Consider the following 24,529-nt stretch of genomic DNA (forward strand, 5'->3'; position numbering starts at 1 on the left):
CGCGGCTGCGGCACCCGCTACCGGCCGCACGCGTAGCCCTGCATCCCCCGCGGGTTCGCACCGGCCGCCAGCACTCCCGTCGCCGGGTCACGGGTCACCGCGCAGAGCCGACCGAGGCTCCACCCGTCGGTGACCCGCACCTCGTGCCCGTACGCCCGCAGCGCCGCCAGCACACCCTCGTCGAGCCGGTCCTCCACCACCAGGACACCGGGCTCCATGTCGCGGGGATAGAACGAGCCGGGCAGGCTGACCGTGTGCCAAGCCGGCGCGTCGATGGCCTCCTGAAGGCTCTGCCCACCGACGAGGTGCCGCACCAGGAATGGCAACTGCCACTGGTCCTGCTGGTCGCCACCGGGGGTGCCGCAGGCCAGCACCGGCTCACCGTCGCGGTGCACCATCGTCGGGCTCAGCGTCGTACGCGGGCGGCGGCCCGGCGCCAGCGACGAGGCGAGCCCCTCCTCCAGCCAGAACATCTGCAACCTGCTGCCCAGCGGAAAGCCCAGCTCCGGAATCGTCGGCGAACTCTGCAACCAGCCGCCACTGGGGGTAGCCGAGATCATGTTGCCCCATCGGTCGACCACGTCCACGTGACAGGTGTCGCCCCGGGTCACCCCGTCCGACTGCACTGTCGGCTCTCCCGTCGTGGCGTCCGTCGGGTCGCCTCGCCGCCCGGCACCCGGTCGGACGTGGGCGGGCAGGCGCGGCTGCGCCCCGTCCGGGCGGCCCGGCCGCAACTCCGCCGACGCGCGATCGCCGATCAGGGCGGCCCGCTCCCGCGCGTACTGCGGTGAGAGCAGCGCCTTGGCGGGCACGTCGGCCCCGTCGCCGTACCATGCCTCCCGGTCGGCGAAGGCGAGCTTGAGCGCCTCGACCTGGGCGTGCACACCCGCGGCGGTCGCCGAGTCGTACGCGCCCGGGTCGTCGAGCGCGTCCAGGGTGGCCAGCGACTCCAACAGCACCGGGCCCTGGCCCCAGAAACCGGTCTTCGCCACCGAGTAGCCCTGCCAGTCGAGGGTGGCGGGCGGCTCCCAACTCGCCGAGTACGCGGCCAGGTCGTCGCCGGTGACCAGCCCGGCGTGCGGGCGTCCGCTGGAGTCCTGGAACGGTCGCCGGCTGAACGCGTCGATCGCCTCGGCGACGAAACCCGTGCTCCAGGCCCGGCGGGCGGCCTCGATCTGGGCCTCCCGGTCGGCACCGGCCGCCCGTCCCGCCTCGACGAGTCGGCGCAGGGTGTCCGCGTACGCCGGGTTGGTGACCAACTCCCCCGCGGCGGGCGGTCGGCCACCGCGCAGCCAGAGCGCGGCGGAGGTGGGCCAGTGTTCCTCGAACAACGACCGGACGGCGGCCACCGTGTCACCGACCCGGCCCACCAGCGGGTGCCCGGCGCCGGCGTAGCCGATCGCCGGCTCCAGCACCTCGGCGAGGGTGAGCGTGCCGTGCTCGCGCAGCAGCAGGAGCCAGGCGTCCACCGCACCGGGTACTGCCGCCGCGAGCGGCCCGGCACCCGGGATGAGGTCCATGCCGAGGGACCGGAAGTGCGCGATGGTGGCGCCGGCCGGGGCTGGCCCCTGCCCGCACAGCACCTTCGGTCGGGGGTCCCGCGCGGTGGCCACGATGGCCGGCACCTCGCCGCCCGGCCCGTTCAGGTGCGGCTCGACCACGTGCAGCACGAATCCGGCGGTGACCGCCGCGTCGAAGGCGTTGCCCCCGCGTTCCAGGATGCCCATCGCCGACTGGCTGGCGAGCCAGTGGGTGGAGGACACCATGCCGAAGGTGCCCTGCAACGTGGGTCGGGTGGTGAACGTCATGACAGCACCTCACTGGGATCTGCGGTACGAACGTCGGGACCGGTGCCGTCCGGCCGGACCAGGTGGCAGGCGGCCATGCCGTCGCCGATGGCGGTCTGCGCCGGCACCTCCGTCGCGCACCTGTCGAAGGCGAGCGGGCACCGGGTCCGGAACCGGCAGCCGGACGGCGGGTCGAGCGCGGACGGCAGGTCGTCGCCGAGCAGCACCGGCTGACGGTGGCGCTGACGCACCGGGTCGGCCACCGGCGCGGCGGAGAGCAGCGCCTGCGTGTACGGGTGTGCAGGCCGGGCGAAGATCCGCTCGCGGCTGCCGGTCTCGACGAGTTGACCCAGGTACATGACAGCGATGTCGTCGGCCAGGTACTCGACAGCGGAGAGGTCGTGGGTGATGAAGAGGCAGGCGAACCCGATGTCGCGTTGCAGGTCGGCGAGGAGGTTGAGCACCGACGCCTGCACTGACACGTCGAGCGCGCTGGTGGGTTCGTCCGCGATGAGCAGCATGGGCTCGGAGATCAGGGCCCGCGCGATGCTGACCCGTTGGCGTTGCCCGCCGGACAGTTCGTGGGGATAGCGACGGGCCACCTCGGCGCGCAGGCCGACCCGTTCGAGTTGGGGGGCGACGCGGGCGTCCCGCTCGCGCCGGGAGATCCGCTTGCCGGCCAGCCGCAGCGGTTCGGCCACGATCTCGCCCACCAGCATGCGCGGGTCCAGTGACGCGGCCGGGTCCTGGAAGACGATCGACACCGCGCCGCGATGGGGACGCAGTCGCCGTCGGGACAGGTGGGTGACGTCGGTGCCCGCGATCCGGACCGTTCCCGCTGTCGGTTCGACGAGCCGCACCACGCATCGGCCCACTGTCGACTTCCCGGAGCCGCTCTCCCCCACCAGGGCCGTGACCTTGCCCCGCGGGATGGTCAGGGACACCCCGTCCACGGCACGCACCGGGCCGAAGTGCATCACCAGGTCCGCTATCTCCAGGGCGTTCGGCTGCGGCGTCATCGGTTCGCCTCCTGAGGGGCCATCTCGCAGGGGTGCCAGCAGGCCGCGACATGGTCGGTGTCACCGACATCCTCCAACGGCGGGGCTGCCGCCCGGCACCGCTCGTCGGCGGCCGGGCAGCGATCCGCGAAGGTACAGGCATCGGGTTGGCTGGCCAGCACGGGCACCAGCCCGGGGATCTCGGTCAACCGGTCGGTGCCGGCGTGCCGGCCCGGCTGCGGTGACGCCGACAGGAGCCCGGCCGTGTACCGGTGCCGGGGGTGGGCGAACAGGTCGTCCACCGACGCCCGTTCCACCACCCGGCCCGCGTACATGACGACGACGCGGTCCGCGATGTCGGCGATCACGCCGAGGTCGTGGGTGATGATGAGGACGCTCGTGCCGAGCCGGTCGCGCAGGTCCCGCAGCACCTGGAGGATGCCGGCCTGGACGGTGACGTCCAGCGCTGTGGTCGGCTCGTCGGCCACCAGCACCTTCGGGCCGCAGGCCACCGCCATCGCGATCATCACCCGCTGCCGCATGCCGCCGGAGAGTTGGTGCGGGTAGCTGTCGACCCGCTGGGCGGCGGACGGGATACCGACGAGCGTCAACAGCTCGACGGCGCGGGCCCGCGCCGCCCGTCGGGACATCCGCTCGTGGACCTGGAGCACCTCCCCGATCTGCCGCCCCACGGTGAGCACCGGGTTCAACGACGTCATCGGTTCCTGGAAGATGTAGGCGATCTCCCGGCCACGGACCCGACGCAGGGCAGACTCGCGGGCGCCGACCAGCTGGGTGCCGTCCAGGCGCACCGACCCGGTGACCCGGGCGCTGCCCGGGAGCAGCCCGGCGAGGCTCATCGCGGTGACGCTCTTTCCGCACCCCGACTCGCCCACCATCCCGACGATCTCCCCGGCTGCGAGGTCCAGGCTGACCCCGTCGACCGCCGAGACGGTGCCGGTCTCGGTCGGGAACGACACCGACAGGTCGCGGATCTCCAGCACGGGCGCGGGGGCGGTGGTCATCGCCGGTCTCCCTTCGGGTCGAGGGCGTCGCGCAGGGCGTCACCGAAGACGTTGAACGCCAGCGCCAGACCCATGATCACCACGCCGGGGAAGACGGCTGCCCACGGTGCGCGGGCGGCGAACTGCTGGGCGGTGGCGAGCATGGTGCCGAGGCTGGGCGCCGGGGGTTGGATGCCGAGACCGAGGAAGGACAGCACCGCCTCGCCGAGGATCGCGGCCGGGATGGCGACGGTGGCCTGCACCAGGATCACCGAGGTCGCGTTCGGCAGGATGTGCCGGGCCAGCACCCACAGGTCGCTCGCGCCGTCCACGACGGCCGCCGCGACGAAGTCCAGCGACTTGAGGCGCAGCGTGTCCGAGCGGACGACCCGGATCACGCCGGGAATCTGGGCGATGCCGATGGCCACCGCGGCGTTGCCGAGGCTGGCGCCCCGGATGGCCGCCAACCCCACCGCCATGATCAGAAACGGGAACGCCAGCAGCAGGTCGGTGAAGCGCGAGATGACCGCGTCCCAGGCCCGGAAGTAGCCGGCGGCGAGCCCGAGCGGCACCCCGATGACCAGCGACGTGGCCACCGCCAGGAGCCCGACCTGCAACGACGCCCGCGCACCGAGCATGATGCGGGACAGGACGTCCCGACCCAGGTCGTCGGTGCCCAGCAGGTGCCCGGCGGTGCCGGGAGGCGCGAACGTACGGGCGAAGTCGGTCTGGTCGACCGAGTAGGGCGCGAGCCAGGGCGAGAGCAGCGCGATGACCCCCGCCAGCGCGAGCACGACGAAGCTCACCACGGCGAGCGGGTTGCGCCGCAGCCGCCGCAGCACCCGCGTACGCCGGGTGACGCTGACGGTGCCGGTCTCCGCGATCGGTACGGTGAGGACGGTCATGCCGGATCTCCCGTCACCCGGATGCGTGGATCGATGACCGAGTAGAGCAGGTCCACGAAGAAGTTGATCACGATGTAGGCCGCCGCGGTGAGCAGGACGACGGCCTGGATCACCGGGTAGTCCCGTTGGAACACCGCGTCGATGGTCATCTTGCCGAAGCCCGGCAGCCCGAAGATCTGTTCGGTGACGACCGCGCCCGAGATCAGCCCGCCGAGTTGGAGACCCACGACTGTCACCACCACGATGAGGCTGTTGCGCAGGGCGTGCCGGGTGATGACGGCGCGAGGTCGCAGGCCCTTCGCCTTGGCCGTGCGCACGTAGTCGGAGGAGAGCGAGTCGAGCATCGCCGACCGGGTCTGCCGCATGATGATGGCGGCCAGGCCGGTGCCGAGGATCACGGCCGGCAGGACGATGTGGTGCAGGTTGTCCACGGGGTCCTCCAGGATCGGCACGAAGCCGGAGGCGGGGAAGAGCCCGGTCGCCACGGACAGGTAGAGGATCGCCAGCAGGCCCAGCCAGAAGTGCGGCACCGACAGGCCAATCAAGGCCAGGCCGTTGGCAAGCCACTCTGCCGGGCGTCCACGACGGACCGCCGCGAGCACCCCGGCGCCGACGCCGAGCGCCGCCGCGATGAGGATCGCCAGGACGGACAGCTCGACGGTCACCGGCAGGGCGGTCGTGAGCATCGACGAGACCGGCGTGCCGGTGCGGATCGACACCCCGAAGTCGCCCTGCGCCATGCGCTCCACGTACTGGGCGAACTGCACGGGCAGCGGCTGGTCCAGCCCGTAGTGCCGACGGATGGCCTCCAGAGCCTCCGGCGACCGGTCCTCGCCGGCCAGGGCGAGGGCCGGGTCGCCGGGCAGCGCCCGTACTCCGACGAAGACCACGATCGTCGACAACAGCAGGGTCAGCGCCGACTGCCAGGCGCGGGTGAGCAGATATCGGGCCACGACGGCCTACTTGCCGAAGCCGGCGAAGGCCGCCCGGATCACGCCGTCGGGGTAGACCTGGAGGCCCTGGATCTGCTTGCTGACGGCGGTCAGGTTGCGCTGCCGGTAGAGGTAGATCAGGGCGTCGTCCTGCTGGAGCAGCGTGACCGCCTGCCCGTACAGCTTCCTGCGCTCCTCGACGTCACCGGCCTGGCGGGCCTGGGTCAGCAGGGTGTCGAGCTGCGGGTTGCTGTAGCCGGCGACGTTCTGGCTGGCGCCGGTGCCGACGAAGTTCGTGATGTTGGCGTCCGGGTCGATCCGGCCGCTCCACCCCAGTTGCAGCAGCTCGAAGTTGCCGCGGTCCTGCTCGTCGAGGAGCGACGAGTACTCCACCGGGTTGATCTTCAGGTCGAATCCGCCGTCCTTGACCATGGACTGCAACGCCTGCGCGAGACGCAGCGTGTCGGGGGTGTTCGAGGCGAGCATCGTGACCGCGTACGGCGTCTGCACGCCGGCCTCGGCCAGCAACTGCTTGGCCTTGGCCGGGTCGTGCGCCGGGCAGGTCTGCGCCTCGGGTGACGAGAACGTGCTCGCGGGCGAGATCGGGGAGCAGGCGGCGGCGTGCAAACCGTTGAAGACCGCGTCGACCAGGGCCTTGCGGTCGATGGCGTGCTCGAAGGCCTGCCGCACCTTGGCGTTCTGGGCGAGGGGGCGGTTGATGGGCTTGGTTGCGGTGCCGACGCCGTCGACGTTGCCGACGTTGATGGTCAGGCCCTGGTAGCCGAGGGACTGCGACTGGAGGACGGAGACCGCCGCGTCCTGCCGGAGCGAGGCGACGTCCTGGGTGGAGACCGAGTCGGCGACCTGCGCGTCGCCGGAGCGCAGGTTGGCGGCGCGGATGCTGGCGTCGGTGAGGATCCGCCACGAGATGGAGTCCAGGTGCACCTTGCTCGCGTCGTAGTAGTTCGGGTCCCGCACCACCTCGATGGAGTTCTGCGGCACCCGCTTGGCGAACTTGAAGGGGCCGACGCAGACCGGCGCGGAGGCGAAGTCGTCACCCTTGGTCCGCAGCGCCTGGGCACTCATGATCATGCCGGCCCGGTCGGCGAGGGCCCCGAGCAGCGGCGCGAACGGCTGCTTCAGCCGCAGAACGACGGTCTGCGCGTCCGGGGTGTCGACGCCGTCGATGGGGCCGAGTTCGCTCTTGCGCGCAGACCGGGCGTTGGTGAGGTGGCGTTGCAGGGTGGCCTTCACCGCGGCCGAGTCGAACGCCGTGCCGTCCGCGAAGCGCACGCCGGGCCGCAGCGGAATGGTCACCGTCCGGCCGTCGCCGCTCGTGGTGGGCAGGGCCGTCGCGAGCTGCGGTACGACCTGCGCCTGCTCGTTGACGTCGTAGAGCTTCTGGCACATGGCTTGGAAGACGTAGCGGGAGTAGAGGCTTCTCGACAGCGTCGGGTCCAGCGCGTCGGGCTCGGCGGAGAGGGCGATGACCAGCTTCCCGCCCTGCTTCACGGCGGCGGGGTCGGCGGGCGTACCGAACGAATCCTGGCCGGCCGCCTGGTCGCCGCCGGACGGGTCGCCGCCTTCGTTCTTCGACACCGGTGAGCAGGCGACGACCGTGCAGACGACGGCGGCCGCCGCCACGGCGGCCCGGAGTGCCCGGCTGGTTTCGCGGAGGGAGAGGTTCGTCATGGAGAGCTCCTCAAGTGGGCGATTCGGGGAGCGTATGTTGTATACGATGACCGCCGCAAGACCTCAGTGAATGGCTGACCAGGCACCCCTGGCACCCGGAACGAGCCGGCCGGCGATCAGCTCGCGGGCCGGGTCCGGCCGCCCCGAAACAGGCTGAGCAGGACGACCAGCGCGAGCACCGCCACCACCGCGCTGAAGACCTCGCCGGCCGGGCGCAGACCGATCGTCTGGATCAGCAGACCGACCGCGACCGCCGGCACACCGAGCATGGCGAACAGGATGGCGAAGAAGGTCGACACCGCCTCGGCCCGGTGCTGCGGCTCGGTCTTCATCGTGATCGTCGCGATGCCGTCACCGACCGCCACCCCGGACGCGACCCCGATGATCGCCGCGCTGATGAGCAACGTCGCCAGCAACGCCATCCACATGCTGAACGCCAGCAGGCCCGCCCCCACCACCAGGCCGGCGCAGGCGCTGGCCAGTGCGGCACGCGAGGAGAGCACGCGGGTCAGCAGTTGGCCGAACGCCGCACCGGTGAACGCCACGAAGACCACCAGCGCGGCCAGGGTGTGTGAGGTCATGTGCAGGACCATGCCGAGGAACAGCCCGCTCACCGACGTGAGCACCCCGAGGGCGGCGAAGCCCGCGCCGGCGGTGATCGCCGAGCGGATGAAGGCGCCGCGGATGGTCGCCGGCACGTGCAACCGCTGCACCCGCAGGGTCACCGGCGAACGTTCCCGGACCGTCTCCGGCACCCCGCGCAGCGCGATGATCGCGATCACCGCCAGGACCAGCACGATCACCCAGGGCAGCCGGAGCGGTTCGGGTGCCACGTCCGACACGATCCCGGACAGCAGGGTGCCGGTGGCCAGGCCACCCAGGTTCGCGAAGATCGACACGGTGGCGGCACGCTTCGGGTGCCGAGGGTCGATCAGCTCCGCCAACGCCGCTGTCGCCGTACCGATGATCAGTGCGGCGGACAGCCCGGCGAGAATCCGACCCACGATGATCATCGCCAGGTCCACGGCGGCGAGGAAGACGGCGTCAGCGGCGACCGAGAGCAGCAGCGCGATGAGGATGACCGGGCGTCGGCCGATCTGGTCGGAGAGCCGACCGAAGACCAGCAGCCCGACCACGACTCCCAGCGCGTACAGCGCGTAGACCACTGTCACTGTCAACGACGAGAACCCGAACTCCAGCTCGTAGAGCGGGTAGAGCGGCGTCGGCACCGTGGTGCCCACGAGCGTGATCCAGAACGCGAACGCGACCCGTACCGCCCCGGAGGTGAAACCGGACCGTGTCACCCGTCCAGCATGAATCTCGGTCCCGAGTCGAGGTGCGGTAACGGACCTAAACACCCGCATCAGGTGGCCGCGCACGGGCTGACGGTGGGAAGCGGAGCCGCACGGCACCGCTTCCCACCGCGTACCCCTAGGAGTTGTACGCCTGCGCGGTCACAGTGACCTGGCGGGCGAGGCCCGACCGGGCCGGCCAGGAGATCCGCACCTCACGGGTCTCCCCCCGGCAGGAGCCAGAAGTAGTTGTCGTCGTAGCGGGCCGGCAGGACCCGCTCACCGCTCTTGTCGCGCACGGCGAGGCGCACCAGGGCGGCGACCGTACGACCCTGGTTGCGGACCGTCGTGGTGACGGTGTTGCGCCCGTCCACGACGCGTACGGTACTCGACGACGTCGACAGGCGGGTGCTCGGCAGGTCGTTGAGCGCCCGCAACTGCTCGGCCTTGTCGTAGCGCCAGTAGGTGTTCTCCGCCAGCCCGGCGCGGGGGTGCGGGCTATTTGGGCCTGCCTCTGGAGCTGATGCCGCAAACGATTCCGCTCCAAAGGCGCCGACCAACACCTCCTCACCCCGCGACGCTCCCCGCAGGGCGGGGCGGATCGGAGGTCACGGCGGCAGATCCCATTGGTGCGGCGACGCCGCGACTCCCGGAAGGTCAGCGAGGCGTCGACCCGTACCCGGGATCGTGGCGGCACCGCCGACGGCCGGCAGGTGACCACGGCGCCCGTCGACCACCTGGCCCGGGACGACCGCGCGCCCGACGGTCAGCTCGCCGGGCCGGTCTCCCGGCGGTCGGGGTCCCGAGGGTGGTACTCGGGGCGGAGCTTCGCGCTCGCGAACGCCGCCTTCACCGCCGCCGAGAGCGCGGCCATGTCGTACGCGCCGTGGTGCCGCTGGCCGTTGATGAAGAAGGTCGGGGTGCCGGTGACACCGCTGAGGTCGGCCGAGTCGACGTCCTCGGCGATCCGGTCCACGCCCATCCGCTTCACCATGTGCTCCCGGAACCCGTCCAGGTCCAGGCCGAGCTGTTCGGCGTAACCGAGCACCTCCACGGGATCGAGAGCGTCCTGGTGGGCGAGCAGCAGGTCGTGCATCTCCCAGAACGCACCCTGCTCCCCCGCCGCCTCGGCGGCCTCGGCGGCGAGTTGGGCATGCGGGTGGACGTCGGTGAGCGGCAGGTGCCGCCAGACGTACCGGACGTTGGCGAAGTCCGCCAACAGCTCCCGGACCACCGGCTCGGCCTGCCCGCAGTAGGGGCACTCGAAGTCGCCGTACTCCACCACCGTCACCGGCGCGTCGAGCGCCCCCCGCATGTGGTCGCGGTCCTCGTCGACCGGCAGCATCAGGTCGATGATCCCCTCGGTGACGCCCAGCAGCGCGCGGGTCCGCCGCGCCGGCGAGAGTCGTCCGACGGACCGGAACACCAGCCAGGTGACGACTGACGCGCCGAGGGTCGCCACGAGGATGCCGAACTTCGCCTCGTCCAGGGCCGGGCCGCTCAGGGCGTGGGTGGCGATGAGGAGGGCGACGGTGAACCCGATGCCGGAGATCGTGCCGACGCCCGCGACCGCGACCCACCCGACGGGTGGCCGGAACCGGTTGCCGCTGAGCCGGGTCACCAACCACGCGGTGGTCACGATCCCGGCCGGTTTGCCGACGACGTACGCGACCACGACCCCAAGCGTGACCGGGGAGGTCACCGCCCTGGCCAGCAGGTCGCCGTCGATCACGATGCCGGCGTTGGCCAGCGCGAACAGTGGCACCACCAGGTAGCTCGCCAACGGGTGGTAGAGCGTCTGCAACCGCTCGTTGGGCGACAGCGCCGAGGTGAGCCCGGCCCGGGCCATCCGGGCCAGTTGCGGGGTGGGCTGTTCCCGAAAGAGGCGGAACTGGTCGCTGGCCCGCTGCAGGTCGCCGCGGCCGGGAGCGTAGGCATAGGTCAGCAACCCCATCACCAGACCCACAGCGACCGGGTCGACACCGGACATCGAGACGGCGAGCCAGGCCGCCACCCCGAGCAGCGCGTAGACCGGCCCGAACCGCACCCCGCAGCCCCGGACGAGCAGCACCACGCCGAAGATCGCCGCCGCGACGACCAGCGCCGTCAGCGAGGGATGATGCGGGTACGCGATGGCCAGCACCGCGATAGCCACCACGTCGTCGACGACGGCGACGGTCAGCAGGAAGCCTCGCAGCCGTTCCGAGAAGCGTGGCCCGAAGACAGCGAGGGCGCCGAGCGCGAGCGCCGTGTCGGTGGCCATCACCGCACCCCAGCCCGCCGCAGTGGTGTGCCCGGCGTTGATGGCGAGGTAGATGGCGATCGGCACGAGCATGCCGCCGACCCCGGCCAGCATCGGCAACGCCAGGCGACGCCGTTCCCGCAGCTCACCGATGTCGAACTCGCGGCGCAACTCCAGCCCCGCGACCAGGAAGAAGAACGTCATCAGGCCGCTGTTGATCCAGGTGCGCATGTCGTGCGCCACCTGCCAGTCGCCGAGCCGGACCGAGAGGGGAGTGCTCCAGACCGACTCGTACGACGATGCGCTGAGGTTCGCCCAGACGAGGGCCGCCACCGCGGCGATCACCACCACCCGCGCGCCGCCGGTCTCGGTACGCAGGAACGAGCGCAGCGGAGCGTCGAACCGCCGGTCCCAGATGGTTCGGGCGGACCACCCCCGCTGCGTGTTGTCGCTCGTCACGGAAACAATCTTCGTCGCCCTGGACCGTCACGTGGTCCGGATTGCCACTCCTCCCCCGCGAACACGTCTCCTTGGCGGCACCCCTGCCGCGTCGATCTTGCAGTTTCGGTCACCGAGATGCAGGTTTCTGCGTCATGTGCCGCGACAGAAACTGCAAGATCGCGCCCCGACTCCGTCGATCATGGAGTTGTGGTGCCTGATTTAGCGCCGTAGCAGGTGCTTTGTTACCCACCACAAGTCCATGATCGACGGGACGGCCGGGGCTTGATGGGCCGCCCGCTTCGCCTAGCGCAACTCTTGGCGTTCGATCTCTGGGCATGCACGCAGCGCCACTGGTTGGTAGCGTGCCGGTGATGTTGCCGGTTGTCGCCGGCAGCGGTCCCCTGGGGAGGGTCGACGTGTGGGCGGACGACGCTGCTCTCGACGCGGCGGAGCGCCGGCTCGACGAGTGGGAGACGTCGCTCGCCGAGCGGGCGGCACGAGCGAAAGCGATGTCGGCGACGGTGCGGGATCTGACCGGCACCGCCCACGACACCGACCGGACCGTCGATGTCACAGTCGACTCAGCCGGCCTGCTGATCGACCTACGGCTCGACGAACGCGTCCGGCAACGACCCGCGGCGCACACCGCTCGGCAGATCCTGGAGACCACCGCTGCCGCGCGCGCCGACCTGCTTCGACAGGTCAGCGACGCAGCCACGGAGTCATTTGGCGACGACGCGAGCGCCCAGGCCATCATCGACTCGTACCGCAGCCGGCTCCTCCCCGACCAGGGATCGACCGATGCCCGCCGGTGACGGCATCCAGGTCGACCCGGACGACCTGACCGCCCACGCGGCCCGCCTCGACCGCTGCGCCAGCAGCCTCGACACCGCCCAGCAGGCAGGCCAGCACGTCCGATTGGGCACCGACGCCTACGGGCAGCTCTGCGCGATGATGCCGGTGCTGCTCGACGGCCTCCAGCGCACCCTGGTCGACAGCATCGGCGCCGCCGCCGCATCGGTACGGGACACCGCTGGCAAGCTGCGGGTCGGAGCCGACCGCTACCGAAGCTCCGACGCCCACGCCAAGCAGCTACTCGACGGGGTGCGGCGACACAGGTGACGTCGAACCCGCTCGTCGCCGCCGCTGCGGACACCCCACCCAGCGCCTGGGCGGGCGTGTGGATCTGCGAGGACATCGAACTCATCGCCCAGGGCGTCCGCACCGGCAGTTGGATCGACGGCAGCCTCGGCGTCGTGAGCGCCGGCCTGGACGCCCTCGCCCTCGTCTCCGACCCGGTCGGCGCCCTGCTCCAGTACGGGATCGCCTGGCTCATCGAACACGTCAAGCCACTCAGCGAGGCGCTGGACTGGCTCGCCGGCGACCCGGCGCAGATCACCGCACACGCGCAGACCTGGCGCAACATCGCGGGGTCACTCCGCGACGACGCCGCCGAACTGGCACGCGCCGTGCGCACCGACGTCGCCGGCTGGGGCGGCAGCGCCGGCCCCGCCTACCGGGCCTGGACCGCCGAACAGCAACAGGCCATCACCGGCCTCGCCCAGGGCGCCGACACCATGGCCGCGATCACCGAAGGGGCCGCCGGCCTGGTGGCCGCCGTCCGACTCCTCGTCCGCGACGCCATCGCCGCCTGCGTGTCCCGCATCATCGTGTACGCGGGCGAACTCCTCATCACCGGCGGACTGGCCGCGCCACTGGTCGTGGAGCAGGTCACGACCTTGGTGGCGTCGTGGGGTGCGCGGATAGCGCGGTTGTTGCGCGGGTTGCTGGCCAGCCTGCGGCGGTTGATTCCGGAGATGCGCCGGCTCGGCGACCTCATCGAGAAACTCAAGCAGGCACTGGAGCGACTCCTGAAAGGTGAGGCGCCGCCGATCCGAACCACGCCAGAGCCTGAGCCTCCTCGCGAGAGACCCGGCCATGGCGTGACGGAGCAGCAACGAGTCCACGATCTCGGCATGGATCCGGCCACCGGGCGATTTCGTCCGGGCGAGGCGGAGACAGCGGTCCGTTTGGAGCAGGAATTGGGCGTGAAGCTGCAGCGCGCTCAGGCAGACTCCTCTGCCGACTGGGTCGACGAAGCCGGTCGGACCTACGATGCGGTGGGCAACTTCCCGGCCCAGTTCTTTGACCGGCAGTGGCCGCAACTGCAGTATCAGATCGAGCGACACTTAGACAAAGCAGACCTGGTGCCGGTGGACGTCGCGCAGTTCAACCCGGAACAAGTGGCCCGTATCGAACAGTTCATTGCGGACCGGAGCCTCGGTCCGCGAGTATTCATCGTGGGGAAGTAATGGCTAGCCTCATCGTGCTGAAACCCGGCGTCGACTGGACCGCGACCGGGGGGTTGTTCGACTGGACGCTGGAGTTCCTGATCTCCCGCCTCTCGGACCGACAGACCGCCGACCGCCTGCAGGAGATCGTCGACAACAACCTCGGGTCGTTGTGGATCGACGATTTACCTGCCCCCGCACAGCAGGAAATTGTCAACCACTGGCGCAACGGGCTGGTGACGGCTGGCGAGCGACAGCTGCCGGAAACCGAGCACAAGGTCGACGTCCTCCGTCGTCTTCAGGAGTTGGTTGACGCCACCTATTCCGCAGGATTCTCCGAGACGCACGATCCTGGGTAGGCCGTCCGACCGCGTACGAAGTCGAGTTCACGGACACTGGTGGCCGCACCGTAGCCACGGTCACGCTCGAAGCCGACCAGGTGTCGCGGTGCGGTGGCCACCGTTGACAGGTGTCCATGCGACCGTATGGCGGGGCGCGGGGGTTAACGTGCGGCAGGTGCGGCGAGCCGCAGGGAGATGTAGTTGCTGCCATTTGGGCCGGGCCGGTGGTCGCCGTCAGGCTTCCAGCCGAGTTTGCCGTAGAAGGACTGTGCACGGGCGTTGCGTTCCCAGACCTCGAGCAGGCCTGTCGTCAGCGAAGCCTCCGTGAGGTAGTCGACAAAGCTGGTGTGCAGGCGTACCGCGATGCCGTTGCCCCAATGGCTGGGCATCACGTGGATCTGGTGAAGCTGCCCGACCGTGCGGGCGTCCTTTGTGGGCGAATTTGGGCGTCCCATACTCAGGATGCCGACGATCTTGCCATCTAGAGTGGCGCACTTCACCACCCGATCTGGTGAGTCGATGGCGCGCGCCCACCCGTCATGGCGTTGCTGCGTCTGCGCCGGGTCGGCGAGGTCGTCGGCGCTGAGTCCTCCGGCGATGTAGTAGGCGCTGCGGGCTTGAGTGTGCACCTCGACTATGCGCTCGACATCTACAAGCGTGGCTTGTCGGATCATCACGGGGATGCCCATACCGTCTACTCCCATCTACTGGTCTCGATCTGTCCTGCTGACTCGAGGCCGACAGGGCTGGCCTTAGCCCCTCAGTGAGGGCAGCTCGCAACGAAAGCCCGAGGCTGGGTGTCGTCAGCCGCTGGTGAGGCGGCCCTCCTGGTCGTACCGGAGGCGACCGCTGGTTAGGGCGACGTGCAGCCCGTACCGGAGCAGCTTGTCGATCTTTTCGGTGCGTCGGCGGTAGCCGAGCCGCTCCAGGCCGGCACGCAGCAGCCGCTCCTCGTCCATGCTCGCTACGCCCTGCAGCGCGTGCACGAGGGCGTTGGCCACCTCCTCGGGTGGCACCTCCTCGAACGCGCGGTCGTTGCTCGCCTGGGTGACCCGGAACCCTCGGTAGGTCTGCGGGTCGACGCCATCGGGCCAGGCGTACCGGCTCACGGTCGGGTGCGTGTAGAGGCGGCGGGAGTCGACGAGGGAAAGTACGGCGGTGCGTCGGTCCTCCCGGGTACGGAGGAAGCCGAACCGGGCGAGAGCGAGGCGTGCCAGCCGGTGCTGCTCGATGGGCCCTTCCGCCTCGATGATGTCGCGGAGCGCGTTCCGCATCAGATCGCGTATCCGCTGGTCGGTGGCCAGGAGTTCGAGGTCGGCCTGGTCTCCGAGCGAGGTTGGGGCGTACGGGACGAATGGGCTTGCCGTGATGGCCTCGGCGGCCGAAGCCACCGTGACCGGCACGACGACGGGTACCACCGACGCACCCCGAAGGGGCTCTTCGTCGACCGCTAGACGCGGCTGCGGCAACTCGGCGGCCGGTGCCGGGCATGGCTGCTCCACGTCCGTTGCGGGGCGCGGCTGCGGCACATCGACGCTCTCTGCGACCGCCGACGACTCGTATTCGGATTGGGCGGTCGTGGGGGTCTCGGCTCGGGTGACCGCGTCGTCAAGCCGGTCGAGCAGCGCCGACCGGTCGTGGATCCACGCCGGCAGCCAGAACCGTACGACCTCCGGCCAGCCCATGATCGAGCGGAGGAGCGTGGGTGCGGAGTCCCGGTCGGCCACGGTCGGGCGGGCGCTCCAGTCCGGGCCGTCGAGCATGACGGCCACCTGCCAACGGGAAGAGCCTGGTCTGCGTACGGCGATGTCGACTGTGAAGTCGGAGAGGCCATGTGAGGTACGGACCTCGTGGCCGCGGTCGCGCAGCGCCGCGGCCACCTCTTCGCGGATCCGGCTGCGCCGCTCGGTGCGGTCGGTGGCGAGGTCGCCCAGGCGTTCCGCGCCGGCGGCGGCCATCTCGCAGTACGCCCGCAGGTGCTGTGTGCCCAGCGCCGACGTACGGGACAGGTCGATGTCGGACGGGTCGAAGGACGAGTAGAGGATTACCTGGCGGCGGGCGCGGGTGATGGCCACGTTGAGCCGCCGCTCGCCGCCGGCCTGGCTGAGCGGGCCGAAGTTCAACGGGAGCTGACCTGTTTCCAGGTTGGTGGAGAAGGCCAGGGAGAACAGGACGACGTCCCGCTCGTCGCCCTGGACGTTCTCCAGGTTCTTCACGAAGATCGGCTCCGCGACCGCGCCGGAGAGGTGCTCGCGGATGATCGGATCGGTGCTCTCCTCCAGCAGGTTGAGGATCAGATCCCGCTGCTGGATGTTGAAGGTGACCACGCCGACGGACTGGGTGGAGGTCGCCGGGTCGTGCAACCGCAGGGTGATGTCCGCGAGGATCGCCAGTGCCTCGACCTCGTTGGTGCGGGATCCGCCCCGGTCGTACTGGCCCTCGACGCGTCGCCAGCTGACGCCCGCCGAGCTGGCGGCACCGGGCGACGGGAGGCTGGAGAGCTTGTTGTCGTAGTAGTAGCGGTTGGAGAAGGCGATCAGGGATTCGTCGTGGCTGCGGTAGTGCCAGGACAGCCACCGTTGCGGCAGTCCCGACTCGACGGCCTCGCTGAGGATGCTCTCCAGGTCCTCCGGCACCGGGCCGTTGCCCTCGTCGATCTCGTCCACGCTGTGGCTGGCCTGCATGATGCTGCTCGGCGGCATCTGCCGGGAGTCACCGACGACCACCACGGCGCTGCCCCGACCCATCGCGCCGATTGCCTCCGCGACGCGGATCTGCGAGGCCTCGTCGAAGATGACCAGGTCGAAACGTTGGCTCCCCGGCGCCAGGAAGTTCGCCGCGGACGCGGGGCTGACCAGCACGCAGGGGGTCAGTGCGAGCACCGCGTCCGGGTACTGCTCGAACAGTTCCCGGAAGGACCGCCCGCCCCGCTTACGGCGAAGCTCCGCCGCGAAGTCGGCGAACCGGCCACGCCGGTCGGTCGGGCTGAAGGGGCGGCGCCGGACCAGCACCGACGGCAACTGTGTCGGCAGCGCGGACCGAAGCTCACCAGCGGCTGCCTCGAACTGGCTGATCTCGTCGTCGTGCAGTTCCGGGTCGAAGTACTGCAGACCGCCGGCCCGTACCCGCTCGGCGAGGGACGCCGCCGCGACTCCCCGCCGGTAGGCCTCCTCGGCGAGATGCGCGGGCACCTCGACGCGCAGCAGCTGGTCCCGATAGTCGGTGAGACCGGCCGAGGCGAGCACGTCGGCGTGGGCCAGGACGGTCGCCCATCGGCGCAGCGGGAACAACTCCTCGCTCTGCAACTCGTGCAGCCAGGCCGCGCCGTCGCGCTGCCAGGCGTCGATCCAGTGCGAACCGCCCGCCCACAGGGTCAGCTCCGGCCCGCCCGAGCGCAACACCCCACGCCAGGCCCGCCATCGCGAGGCACATCGGTCGAGCATTGCCGCGTCGGCATCGGTGAACCCGCTCTGGAACAGCTCCCAGGCCTGCGGGTGCTGGCTCAGCAGCGTCCGGCCAACCCGGGTCGCCTCGACCGCTTCCGTCAACCGTTCCTGCGCGTTCGGGTCCGTGGGCAACCACTGCGACAGCCGCAGCCCACCGAGCCCCAGCAGGTGTTGGTGGAGCGCGGCGGCCTGCGCTCGGGCGGCGACCAACCGGCCGGTGAGCACCTCCACCTGTTCCACGTCGAGCGTGGCGCCGGCCACCAGATGCACCGCCAACCGGTCCGCGATGGCCTGACGGCGCTTGCCCTTGCCGAACAACCGCTTCGCCGCCTCCTGGGCCTCACCGTGCCAGGCGGTCAGCTCCGGCCGGGCGAACACGTCCGCCCGGAAGGTGGCCAGCTCACCGGCGAAGCCCTGCCGGAAGACCGCCAGGTCCGCCTGGAGCCGGGCCACCGCCTCGTCCCACCGCCGGTCGCTGGCGTGCACTGTGGTCTGCCGGTCCGGCAACATTCCGCGTACGGCGAGCCAGGCGCCCGCCTGCAACTCGCTCACGGTCTCCGGGGCGGGCAGCGTCCGCAGCAACTCGACCAGGCGCGGGTACTCGGCGAGGTCCGCGCGGAGCCGTTCGAGCTCACCGGCGATCTCGGTGACCGCCGCGCCGTGCAGCCCATCGAGGGTGCGGCAACCGCTGAGCGCCCACGGGTGCGCCGCCCGGAGCCGGGCCGACCGGGCGGCGGCCGGGAACTCCCGCAGTGTCGTCTCGACCTGCGCGCGTGCCGGGGCGGGTGCGTGCAGGTAGGCCACCGGGATCGGGGCGACCGGGCCGTCCCCGTACGCCAGGGTCTGCTCGTAGGCCGACCAGAGTGACATCCCGACGGGGTTGGTGGTGTGCACCTGGGCCGGGTACTCGGTCAGTGGGGCGAGCCGCGTCCGGTAGGCCGTCTCGACAGCCGTCCACGTGCCGTCGCCGCCCTGGTCGTACTGGTCGAGGGCGTCACGCAGCTGCTGGCGGATCGCGTTGAGGGACTGCTTGCGCCCGTGCAGGTCCAGCGCGAACGGCCCGAGGCCGACCTGCTTGAGGCGGCGCTTGACCACCTCCAGGGCGGCCTGCTTCTCGGCGACGAACAGCACCGACCGGCCCGAACTGACCGTCCGGGCGATCATGTTGGTGATGGTCTGGGACTTGCCGGTGCCCGGCGGGCCCTCCAGGACGAACGAGTGGCCCCGCTCGGCGCGCACGATGGCCTGCATCTGCGACCCGTCGGCGGGAATCGGCAGGTGCAGGTCCGCCTCGTCGACCATGACCTCGGCGTCGTCGGGGCGGGCCGGATCGTCGAACGTGGCGCCGGACGACTCGACCAGGTGCCGGACGACCGGGTTCTCCATGAACCTGGGCCAGTGATCGGTGAGGTCCCGCCACATCTGGAAGGTGGAGAACTGCAACAGTCGAAGACTGGCGGTCTCGTCGATGCGGTAGTTGAGCCGGTTGTCGAGCAACCCCGTGTTGATCGCCGCGAGGGTCTTGGCGATGTCGATGCCGTGCTCGTCGAGGACCGGTCGCTCCAGCTCCGGGATCCGCACGCTGTGCTTCACCCGCAACCACTCGATCAGGCAGTGGTTCGGGCTGGCGACCTCGGTGCCGTCGATGACCATCGCGTACGGGCGACGGCCGCTGCCGCCCTCAATGCGTACCGGCAGGAGGAACAGCGGCGCGTACGCCTCTCCCCCGGTCGTCTTCGTGTGCACCAGGGTGCCGATGGTCAGGTAGAGGTAGTTGCTGCCCGTCTCCTGCTCCATCGTGCGCGCCTCGCGCTGCAACGCGCGCATCGCCGTCTTGTAGCGGGCGTCGGTGACCGCGCCGTAGACCCGCCGGTCGGTACGCAGCTCCCGGGTCAGGATCTCGGCGTCGAGGTCCTGCGCCCGACGTGACCCGGCCAGCTCGTGGACCTGGCTGATGTCGTCCTGCGGGATGACCTGCACCTGCTTGCCATCGTGGATGAGGTCGTCGAGCAGGGCCAGCGCACCCGCCGGCACGTGCAGGTCCAGCCCACGACCACGCTTGGGCAGGTTGAGCAGCGGGTTACGCAGGCTCAGGTCAAGCAGCGACTTCTTCCACAGCTGGACGCGCGCCGGTGACCCGTCGGACTGCTGCGGGGCCTCCTCGCCCTCGTCGGCGAACTGGCGCAGCTTCGCGGCGGCGACGCCGGGCGGCAGGTCCAGGGACGCTGTTATCTCCGCCGTCGCCTCGGCGTCGACTGCGGCGGGCGTGATCAGTTCGTCGGGCGACGGCAGCGGCTGAATGCCGGAGCGATGGGCCAGGTGGACGTCGACAACGCCCTGCATCCGCTCACCGTCACCGCGGAAGTGGCCGAGCCCGACGCGTACCGCCTCGGTGAATGTCGCCGACTGCGCGCCCGGCCCGATGCGGGTCAGCTCGACCGGCACGGCACGGCCGGAGTCCACCATCGAGATCAGCAGGTTACTTTCGGTCACCGCGGCCGAGCCCAGCCGTTCCTCCTCCAGCAGGAAGCCGCCGAAGGCGTGCCCCGCGCTGATGAAGACGAGCGGGTGCAGCCCGGCCGCCTCCAGACACGCGGCGTACGTGACGGACAGGTCGAGGCAGTTGCCGAGCCGCCCGTCGAGCACCGCCGCTGTCGTCCGTACCTTTTGGCCGGTGTTCTCGAACGACGCCGGCAGAGTCTGGTAGGTGATCTCAAGTTGGCGCAACGCCTCGTACACCGCGCCGGCGATCAGCGCCGCCCGCTCCGAACCCTCCTGGTAGCCCTGCAACGAACCGGAGCCGGTCCGCGCGAGCAGGAGCTGGGCGGCAGCCCGCAGAACCGCCTCCACCGCCCGGGTGTTCGGCTGCACGAAAGCCGCCAGGCTGTCGTACAGGGCAGGGCTGTTGAACCACTCGTTGTGCGCCAGAACTCGTGACGGCGCGACCAGCCGCAGGGTCTGCTCCCCCGCCTGCACCCGGAGGATGTAGTCGACAGGGAACGCCTCGTCGGTGCGGTACAGCAGCACGCGGTCGGGCCTGAAGTCGAGGAAGTCGTCCCAACTCGTGCTGGCCCCGGGCCGCAACGGCGCGGTCAGGGTACGCGTCCACGGCTCGGTCAACGCCCCGTCCGGGCCTCGCAGTTCCAGCGTCACCGTGACATCGGTCAGCGGCACCGCACCTCGGTTGACGAGCGTGAGGTGACGCACCAACGGCACCCGGTTGTGCACCAGGGCGGCGTTGATCGCCGGCTGGACGATCAGCCCAACTTCGAGCTGGTCGTCGTCGGCGGTGAACTGCGCGAAGACGCTGTCGGACATGGGCGTTTCTCCAGGTGGCAAGGCCAGGACTCGTCAGCCTAGCGGTCACCCGACCGGTGGAGAGGGCCCCGGCCGTACGACGATCTTGGAAGTCGTACGTCTGAGGCAGGATGTGCGCCATGACGACGCAACACCAGCACCTGGTCTACGGCCACGCCACGGCGCACGACTGTCTCGCCTTCGCCGACGCGTGCACCGCAACCGAGGAGGCCGCGGAGATCCGGGCGCTCGCCGCCGCGCACACGTGGGGCGAGGCGCGGCAGATCCGGGTGACTCACCTGTGGAACCCCGCCGGTCCGGAATACCACGAGCCGGAGGACGGGTACGGCGACGACCAGCCCTTCGACATCACCGAGGTGGGCGCGGTCGCGGACGGAAACTGGCCGCCCATGGTCACCAAGCGGGCGTTCACGGTGCTGCCGCAGGACCTGCAGGACCGGTACGGCAAGCGCCAGGTCACGGTGCACGACGGCGACTACCTCGAGATTCCGCTCGAGTGCGAAGCCGAGCTGATTGCGGAGCTACGCCAGCGCGGCTACGAGGTGACCCGCGACGACGAACTGATCAACCTGCTCGACGGCGTCAACCTGGACTCGCTCACCGCATGAGGCGTGGCGGAGACCCCGGCATCGCCTCCGAGGGTTGACGTTCGGTCGGTCCGCCGCAGGCCGGGGTCTCCGTGGCTGGTGCTCATCGTCGGCGCTTGTTCAGACTCGGAAGGCCACCTGACACAGTCCGCACAGTGCCGTCCGGGTTGCTCCGGCCTGGCGTCTGTTGGGCCTCTGTCACTCGCCGCCCGGCGAGGTCGGAGGCGCTCAGGTTGATGACGACCCGGTCCGGCCGCTGCCAGCTCCGCAGGTGAGCCAGGGCAAGCTGTCTGTCGACGATGCCGGTGAGCGCACGAATCGCCGGCATCGCCCGGGACGGGTCAGCAAGCAGGAGATGGGCGACATCGGCTGGGGTCAAATGCCGCGGTGAGGCGTCGCCGGCTGAGATGAGGGATGCGTGAATTTCACCATTCTCAAGCCACAGCCACACCGGCAGCCTGCCGTCGTCGACCCGCATCACCGGGGTTGTCGACGGGATGCTCAGCGTGGTGGAAGCCTGCCTGGCCGCGAGGTGGGCTCGTAGGGCAACCGCCAGCTGCGCCTGTTGCCGCGACAGGGCCGCAACGTCGGCCGCCGGGCGGGACGGGGCCACCTGACCCGACGATGCCTTCGGACGGAGTTGCGGCGGCCTGGTCGGTGCGGCTCGCCGTTCCGCCGCTCGCCGTTCCTCCATGAACCAGCCGGCGAACGTCCACTGCTCCCGCGTGAAACTAACCGGGATGACCTCGGTCAGGTCTGGTGCCGACGTGTTCTGAACGGAAAGTTGGGCGTGCCGCTTCGCATGGTCGCTTGCGGTGAACGACCCGATATAGAGGATCGCGTCCAGCGGTATCCGCCTGACGTAGGCCTTCGGCCACGGCAGCAACCGCCAACGGCGGAGGACAAGGTGCTCCTCCTCGAACCTGGCGTCCCAACGCCGAGCGCCCATCCCCGCCACCTCCGTGCTGCGCACGCTAGCGGCCTGATGATCATCAGCGCACTCGGCACAACGGGCAGTTGAGATGCCGGATCGTCTGGTTGTGTCAGCGGTGCCGGCGTCTTGAGCAGCTGCCGTCGTGGCCGTCGCGCAGGAGGCAGCGCCGCCCGCCCGGCATCCGCAGGTCGCAGAAGACCCGGTGCCGGACAAGCTGATGGTCTTCTTCGGAGACGGTGGTCTCCCCGGGATCGGTCATCGGCAGCACCAGCATCCAGCGGCCGATGACCCGGGCAAGGCGCTGCGCGGCAGGCAGGTCGGTGGCGACGACGGGCAGGTGGATGACGTACCGCTGGCTCATTGGAGCTGGTCCCGCTCGTTGCGGGCGCGGGCCTGATCGGTCTGCCAGCGACGCAGCCCGGCCTTGATCCGGGCGGTCTCGCGGCGGCTCTCGGCGAGAGCGGCGTAGACGGCGGCCATGTCAACGGCGACCCGGTCGAGGAAGGCGTACACGTCGTCGGGGTTCAGACCGCGACGTCCGAACCCGACTGGCGCGAAACGGCGCTCGCGCACCTGCCACGGCAGCAGACTTGTGTACGCGGCGGAGCGGTAGGTCGCACCACTACCCGTCGCGGTTGATCGCTGGTTTGGAGCGTTCACGTCCGTCCGCCCTTCTTGGTCGTAGATGGGCGGGTTTGCCCGCCCACCCTGTGGAGGCACACCCGTCCCCTGAAACCCCAGTTCTCAGCGGTACGGTTCACTGCTCGGCGAGGGGTGTCCTGGGAAGCACGGCGGCCGTTCGGGGGGACCGGCGGGCCGCCGTGCTGTGATCAGCCTGCGATGGCCGCATTGGAGAAGCAACGTTTCAGGCCGCAATTTCGCCGTTATGCGTTGACTTTCTTTGCTGCAACCCGTGCGAGTTGCAGGGACGGCTCATGCAGTGTTGCGTAAGGGAATCAGGAACCGCGCGGATGCCGAACCACTCGACCGTGAGCAGCAACGGATGGCAGAGGATCTGCCGGGACACGGGCGATGTCGCGATGAGCTAACGCCCCGAGAGCGCCTCAGTGGCATCAGCGCACTCGCCCAGTTCAAGCTGACAGGCCACCACCTGCTGTCTACATTCCTCGACTAGATCCTGTTCCCCGCCCGACTGCTCCAGATCTTGTGCCAGAGCCTCGAAAGCGCGGCGCGCCTTTCGGAAGTCGCCTGCAAGCATCAAGAGGTTGGCGATATCAACTCGTAGCGCCAAGATCTCGGCGGTGAGCGGCGCACCGCCTTGCGGCACCAGGCGAAGGGCCCGCTGCAACACCTCGGCGGCCTGCACGAAACGCTCATTCTCGGCCAACTCTCTCACCTGCGCCCTCAACTCCACCAGTTCCCTCTTGGCCTTCTGCGGCGGAACCGAGACGGGGGCAGGGCCGGGAACCTTGTCGTCCGATCGCGCGGCCACGAGCCCTGGTGATTCACCGTTTTCGAGGAACGGCGTAAGGATCTGACGAACCTCGCCAGCCGACGCTGGCCTTTCCGCTGGGTCCTTGGCTAACAGGCAATACAAGAGGTGGGCCAGATCGTCGGGCACATCCGATCGATACTCAGTGATGATGGGAACCGGTGAGTCGATGTGACGGCGCATCATGTCTGGTGCGTTCGCCGCCTCATAGGGAGGGCTTCCGCCGAGCATCTCGAAGAAGATGCAGCCCAAGGCGTATAAATCGGCGGCAGGTCCCACCGGGCCGCCCTGCGCCTGCTCGGGTGCGATGTAGGCAGGGGTGCCGAGCGTGCGCCCGGTCGCGGTGAGGCGCGAGGCCTCGGCCGGACCGAGCAGCGCGGCTACGCCGAAGTCGAGAACTTTGACCACCCCCGATGGGGTGATCATGAGGTTGTGGGGCTTCAGGTCACGATGCACGAGCGAGGCGCGGTGAGCTGCCACGAGCACCGAACAGACCTGCGCGGCAATGGAAACCGCCTCGCCGACAGACAGTCGTTCCTGCTCGGCGATGTGGTCGGCGAGAACAATTCCCGGTACGAGTTGCATGACGAGGAAGAGGTCTTCGCCGTGTACGCCCAGGTCGTGTACGGCCGGCACTCCGGGATGGTCGAGCCTGGCGGTCGCTCTCGCCTCCCGCCTGAAACGCTTGCCCGCCGTCTCACGCTCGTCCTCCGGCACGTCCAACTGCCGGAGAAATTTGATCGCCACCGGCCGGTCGAGCCGCTCGTCGAAGCCGGCCCAGACCTGCCCCATACCTCCGCGACCGACCGGATACGTCAACTCGTACCGGTCACCGATACGCTCCCCCGCTTGCACCCACAACCTCC

Annotated in this window: 21 protein-coding genes; 6 read left to right on the forward strand and 15 right to left on the reverse strand. The window is 70.1% G+C overall.

The window, feature by feature from the left end; all coding sequences use genetic code 11:
• Positions 1 to 17: 17 nt before the first annotated feature.
• The 9 genes from ACFYPG_RS02855 to nhaA all read right to left on the reverse strand — a co-directional run bounded on the left by ACFYPG_RS02855 (position 18) and on the right by nhaA (position 11,311).
• A complete protein-coding gene (locus ACFYPG_RS02855) occupies positions 18 to 1,808 on the reverse strand; it encodes a gamma-glutamyltransferase family protein (protein WP_387349830.1) in 1,791 nt (596 codons plus the stop codon).
• Complete coding sequence (locus tag ACFYPG_RS02860; RefSeq protein ID WP_387349833.1) at positions 1,805 to 2,806, reverse strand: ABC transporter ATP-binding protein; 1,002 nt, start codon at positions 2,804 to 2,806, stop codon at positions 1,805 to 1,807. The genes ACFYPG_RS02855 and ACFYPG_RS02860 overlap by 4 nt, the downstream gene beginning before the upstream one ends.
• The gene (locus ACFYPG_RS02865; protein ID WP_355006522.1) at positions 2,803 to 3,810 is read right to left on the reverse strand and encodes an ABC transporter ATP-binding protein; all 1,008 of its coding nucleotides are present in this window, start codon (positions 3,808 to 3,810) and stop codon (positions 2,803 to 2,805) included. Before ACFYPG_RS02865 ends, ACFYPG_RS02860 begins: the two co-directional genes overlap by 4 nt.
• The gene (locus tag ACFYPG_RS02870) at positions 3,807 to 4,694 is read right to left on the reverse strand and encodes an ABC transporter permease (RefSeq protein WP_387349836.1); all 888 of its coding nucleotides are present in this window, start codon (positions 4,692 to 4,694) and stop codon (positions 3,807 to 3,809) included. The genes ACFYPG_RS02865 and ACFYPG_RS02870 overlap by 4 nt, the downstream gene beginning before the upstream one ends.
• The gene (locus ACFYPG_RS02875) at positions 4,691 to 5,647 is read right to left on the reverse strand and encodes an ABC transporter permease (protein WP_091399352.1); all 957 of its coding nucleotides are present in this window, start codon (positions 5,645 to 5,647) and stop codon (positions 4,691 to 4,693) included. The genes ACFYPG_RS02870 and ACFYPG_RS02875 overlap by 4 nt, the downstream gene beginning before the upstream one ends.
• 6 nt (positions 5,648 to 5,653) lie before the next feature.
• The gene (locus tag ACFYPG_RS02880; RefSeq protein WP_387349839.1) at positions 5,654 to 7,318 is read right to left on the reverse strand and encodes an ABC transporter substrate-binding protein; all 1,665 of its coding nucleotides are present in this window, start codon (positions 7,316 to 7,318) and stop codon (positions 5,654 to 5,656) included.
• Positions 7,319 to 7,434: 116 nt separating this feature from the next.
• Positions 7,435 to 8,622, reverse strand: a complete 1,188-nt coding sequence (locus ACFYPG_RS02885) for an MFS transporter (protein ID WP_355006519.1) — start codon at positions 8,620 to 8,622, stop codon at positions 7,435 to 7,437.
• 203 nt (positions 8,623 to 8,825) lie between these two features.
• Positions 8,826 to 9,173, reverse strand: a complete 348-nt coding sequence (locus ACFYPG_RS02890; protein ID WP_387349843.1) for a hypothetical protein — start codon at positions 9,171 to 9,173, stop codon at positions 8,826 to 8,828.
• Positions 9,174 to 9,376: 203 nt separating this feature from the next.
• Positions 9,377 to 11,311, reverse strand: coding sequence for a Na+/H+ antiporter NhaA (gene nhaA / locus ACFYPG_RS02895; RefSeq protein WP_387349845.1), 1,935 nt, complete (start codon positions 11,309 to 11,311; stop codon positions 9,377 to 9,379).
• A 353-nt stretch (positions 11,312 to 11,664) separates the two neighbouring features.
• Here nhaA and ACFYPG_RS02900 point away from each other — a divergent pair, with 353 nt between their 5' ends.
• From ACFYPG_RS02900 to ACFYPG_RS02920, 5 genes are read left to right on the forward strand one after another with little or no spacing between them, the layout of a single operon-like run.
• Positions 11,665 to 12,108 carry a YbaB/EbfC family DNA-binding protein gene (locus tag ACFYPG_RS02900; protein ID WP_387349847.1) on the forward strand — a complete coding sequence of 148 codons (444 nt, stop codon included), beginning with the start codon at positions 11,665 to 11,667 and terminating at the stop codon, positions 12,106 to 12,108.
• Positions 12,095 to 12,415, forward strand: a complete 321-nt coding sequence (locus tag ACFYPG_RS02905) for a type VII secretion target (protein WP_387349849.1) — start codon at positions 12,095 to 12,097, stop codon at positions 12,413 to 12,415. Before ACFYPG_RS02900 ends, ACFYPG_RS02905 begins: the two co-directional genes overlap by 14 nt.
• Positions 12,412 to 13,605 carry a WXG100 family type VII secretion target gene (locus tag ACFYPG_RS02910; protein ID WP_387349850.1) on the forward strand — a complete coding sequence of 398 codons (1,194 nt, stop codon included), beginning with the start codon at positions 12,412 to 12,414 and terminating at the stop codon, positions 13,603 to 13,605. The genes ACFYPG_RS02905 and ACFYPG_RS02910 overlap by 4 nt, the downstream gene beginning before the upstream one ends.
• On the forward strand, positions 13,605 to 13,943 hold the full coding sequence (locus tag ACFYPG_RS02915) for a hypothetical protein (RefSeq protein ID WP_355006513.1): 339 nt from the start codon (positions 13,605 to 13,607) through the stop codon (positions 13,941 to 13,943). Before ACFYPG_RS02910 ends, ACFYPG_RS02915 begins: the two co-directional genes overlap by 1 nt.
• Positions 13,916 to 14,050: a DUF4926 domain-containing protein gene (locus tag ACFYPG_RS02920; RefSeq protein WP_355006778.1), complete on the forward strand. Its 135-nt coding sequence runs from the start codon at positions 13,916 to 13,918 to the stop codon at positions 14,048 to 14,050. Before ACFYPG_RS02915 ends, ACFYPG_RS02920 begins: the two co-directional genes overlap by 28 nt.
• Positions 14,051 to 14,086: 36 nt before the next feature.
• Here the strand turns inward: ACFYPG_RS02920 and ACFYPG_RS02925 are convergent, their stop codons facing one another.
• Together ACFYPG_RS02925 and ACFYPG_RS02930 are read right to left on the reverse strand one after the other, a co-directional pair.
• The gene (locus ACFYPG_RS02925; RefSeq protein WP_387349853.1) at positions 14,087 to 14,614 is read right to left on the reverse strand and encodes a GNAT family N-acetyltransferase; all 528 of its coding nucleotides are present in this window, start codon (positions 14,612 to 14,614) and stop codon (positions 14,087 to 14,089) included.
• Positions 14,615 to 14,728: 114 nt separating this feature from the next.
• Positions 14,729 to 20,689 carry a DUF4011 domain-containing protein gene (locus ACFYPG_RS02930; RefSeq protein WP_387349855.1) on the reverse strand — a complete coding sequence of 1,987 codons (5,961 nt, stop codon included), beginning with the start codon at positions 20,687 to 20,689 and terminating at the stop codon, positions 14,729 to 14,731.
• A 119-nt stretch (positions 20,690 to 20,808) separates the two neighbouring features.
• Between ACFYPG_RS02930 and ACFYPG_RS02935 the strand changes: the two genes are divergently transcribed.
• Positions 20,809 to 21,297 carry a hypothetical protein gene (locus ACFYPG_RS02935; protein ID WP_387349857.1) on the forward strand — a complete coding sequence of 163 codons (489 nt, stop codon included), beginning with the start codon at positions 20,809 to 20,811 and terminating at the stop codon, positions 21,295 to 21,297.
• A gap of 82 nt (positions 21,298 to 21,379) precedes the next feature.
• On the opposite strand, the gene ACFYPG_RS02940 is transcribed toward ACFYPG_RS02935, so the two are convergent.
• From ACFYPG_RS02940 to ACFYPG_RS02955, 4 genes are all read right to left on the reverse strand, one after another.
• Entirely contained in the window at positions 21,380 to 22,249 is an 870-nt protein-coding gene (locus ACFYPG_RS02940; protein WP_387349859.1) for a hypothetical protein, read from the reverse strand.
• A gap of 70 nt (positions 22,250 to 22,319) precedes the next feature.
• Positions 22,320 to 22,571: a hypothetical protein gene (locus tag ACFYPG_RS02945; protein ID WP_387349861.1), complete on the reverse strand. Its 252-nt coding sequence runs from the start codon at positions 22,569 to 22,571 to the stop codon at positions 22,320 to 22,322.
• Complete coding sequence (locus tag ACFYPG_RS02950) at positions 22,568 to 22,870, reverse strand: DivIVA domain-containing protein (protein WP_387349863.1); 303 nt, start codon at positions 22,868 to 22,870, stop codon at positions 22,568 to 22,570. Before ACFYPG_RS02950 ends, ACFYPG_RS02945 begins: the two co-directional genes overlap by 4 nt.
• A gap of 385 nt (positions 22,871 to 23,255) precedes the next feature.
• Positions 23,256 to 24,518 carry a protein kinase gene (locus ACFYPG_RS02955; protein WP_387349865.1) on the reverse strand — a complete coding sequence of 421 codons (1,263 nt, stop codon included), beginning with the start codon at positions 24,516 to 24,518 and terminating at the stop codon, positions 23,256 to 23,258.
• Positions 24,519 to 24,529: the final 11 nt, after the last annotated feature.

Origin of the sequence: Micromonospora sp. NPDC005553, from assembly GCF_042871765.1 — a bacterium.
GTDB lineage: Bacteria > Actinomycetota > Actinomycetes > Mycobacteriales > Micromonosporaceae > Micromonospora.

Bases quoted from the DNA above. Each gene is read 5' to 3' on its own strand.
- ACFYPG_RS02915 (WP_355006513.1), top strand. From the start codon at position 13,605: ATGGCTAGCCTCATCGTGCTGAAACCCGGCGTCGACTGGACCGCGACC.
- ACFYPG_RS02945 (WP_387349861.1), bottom strand. From the start codon at position 22,571: ATGAGCCAGCGGTACGTCATCCACCTGCCCGTCGTCGCCACCGACCTG.
- ACFYPG_RS02865 (WP_355006522.1), bottom strand. From the start codon at position 3,810: ATGACCACCGCCCCCGCGCCCGTGCTGGAGATCCGCGACCTGTCGGTG.
- ACFYPG_RS02930 (WP_387349855.1), bottom strand. From the start codon at position 20,689: ATGTCCGACAGCGTCTTCGCGCAGTTCACCGCCGACGACGACCAGCTC.
- ACFYPG_RS02905 (WP_387349849.1), top strand. From the start codon at position 12,095: ATGCCCGCCGGTGACGGCATCCAGGTCGACCCGGACGACCTGACCGCC.
- ACFYPG_RS02925 (WP_387349853.1), bottom strand. From the start codon at position 14,614: ATGGGCATCCCCGTGATGATCCGACAAGCCACGCTTGTAGATGTCGAG.
- ACFYPG_RS02870 (WP_387349836.1), bottom strand. From the start codon at position 4,694: ATGACCGTCCTCACCGTACCGATCGCGGAGACCGGCACCGTCAGCGTC.
- ACFYPG_RS02900 (WP_387349847.1), top strand. From the start codon at position 11,665: ATGTTGCCGGTTGTCGCCGGCAGCGGTCCCCTGGGGAGGGTCGACGTG.
- ACFYPG_RS02855 (WP_387349830.1), bottom strand. From the start codon at position 1,808: ATGACGTTCACCACCCGACCCACGTTGCAGGGCACCTTCGGCATGGTG.
- ACFYPG_RS02880 (WP_387349839.1), bottom strand. From the start codon at position 7,318: ATGACGAACCTCTCCCTCCGCGAAACCAGCCGGGCACTCCGGGCCGCC.
- ACFYPG_RS02935 (WP_387349857.1), top strand. From the start codon at position 20,809: ATGACGACGCAACACCAGCACCTGGTCTACGGCCACGCCACGGCGCAC.
- ACFYPG_RS02860 (WP_387349833.1), bottom strand. From the start codon at position 2,806: ATGACGCCGCAGCCGAACGCCCTGGAGATAGCGGACCTGGTGATGCAC.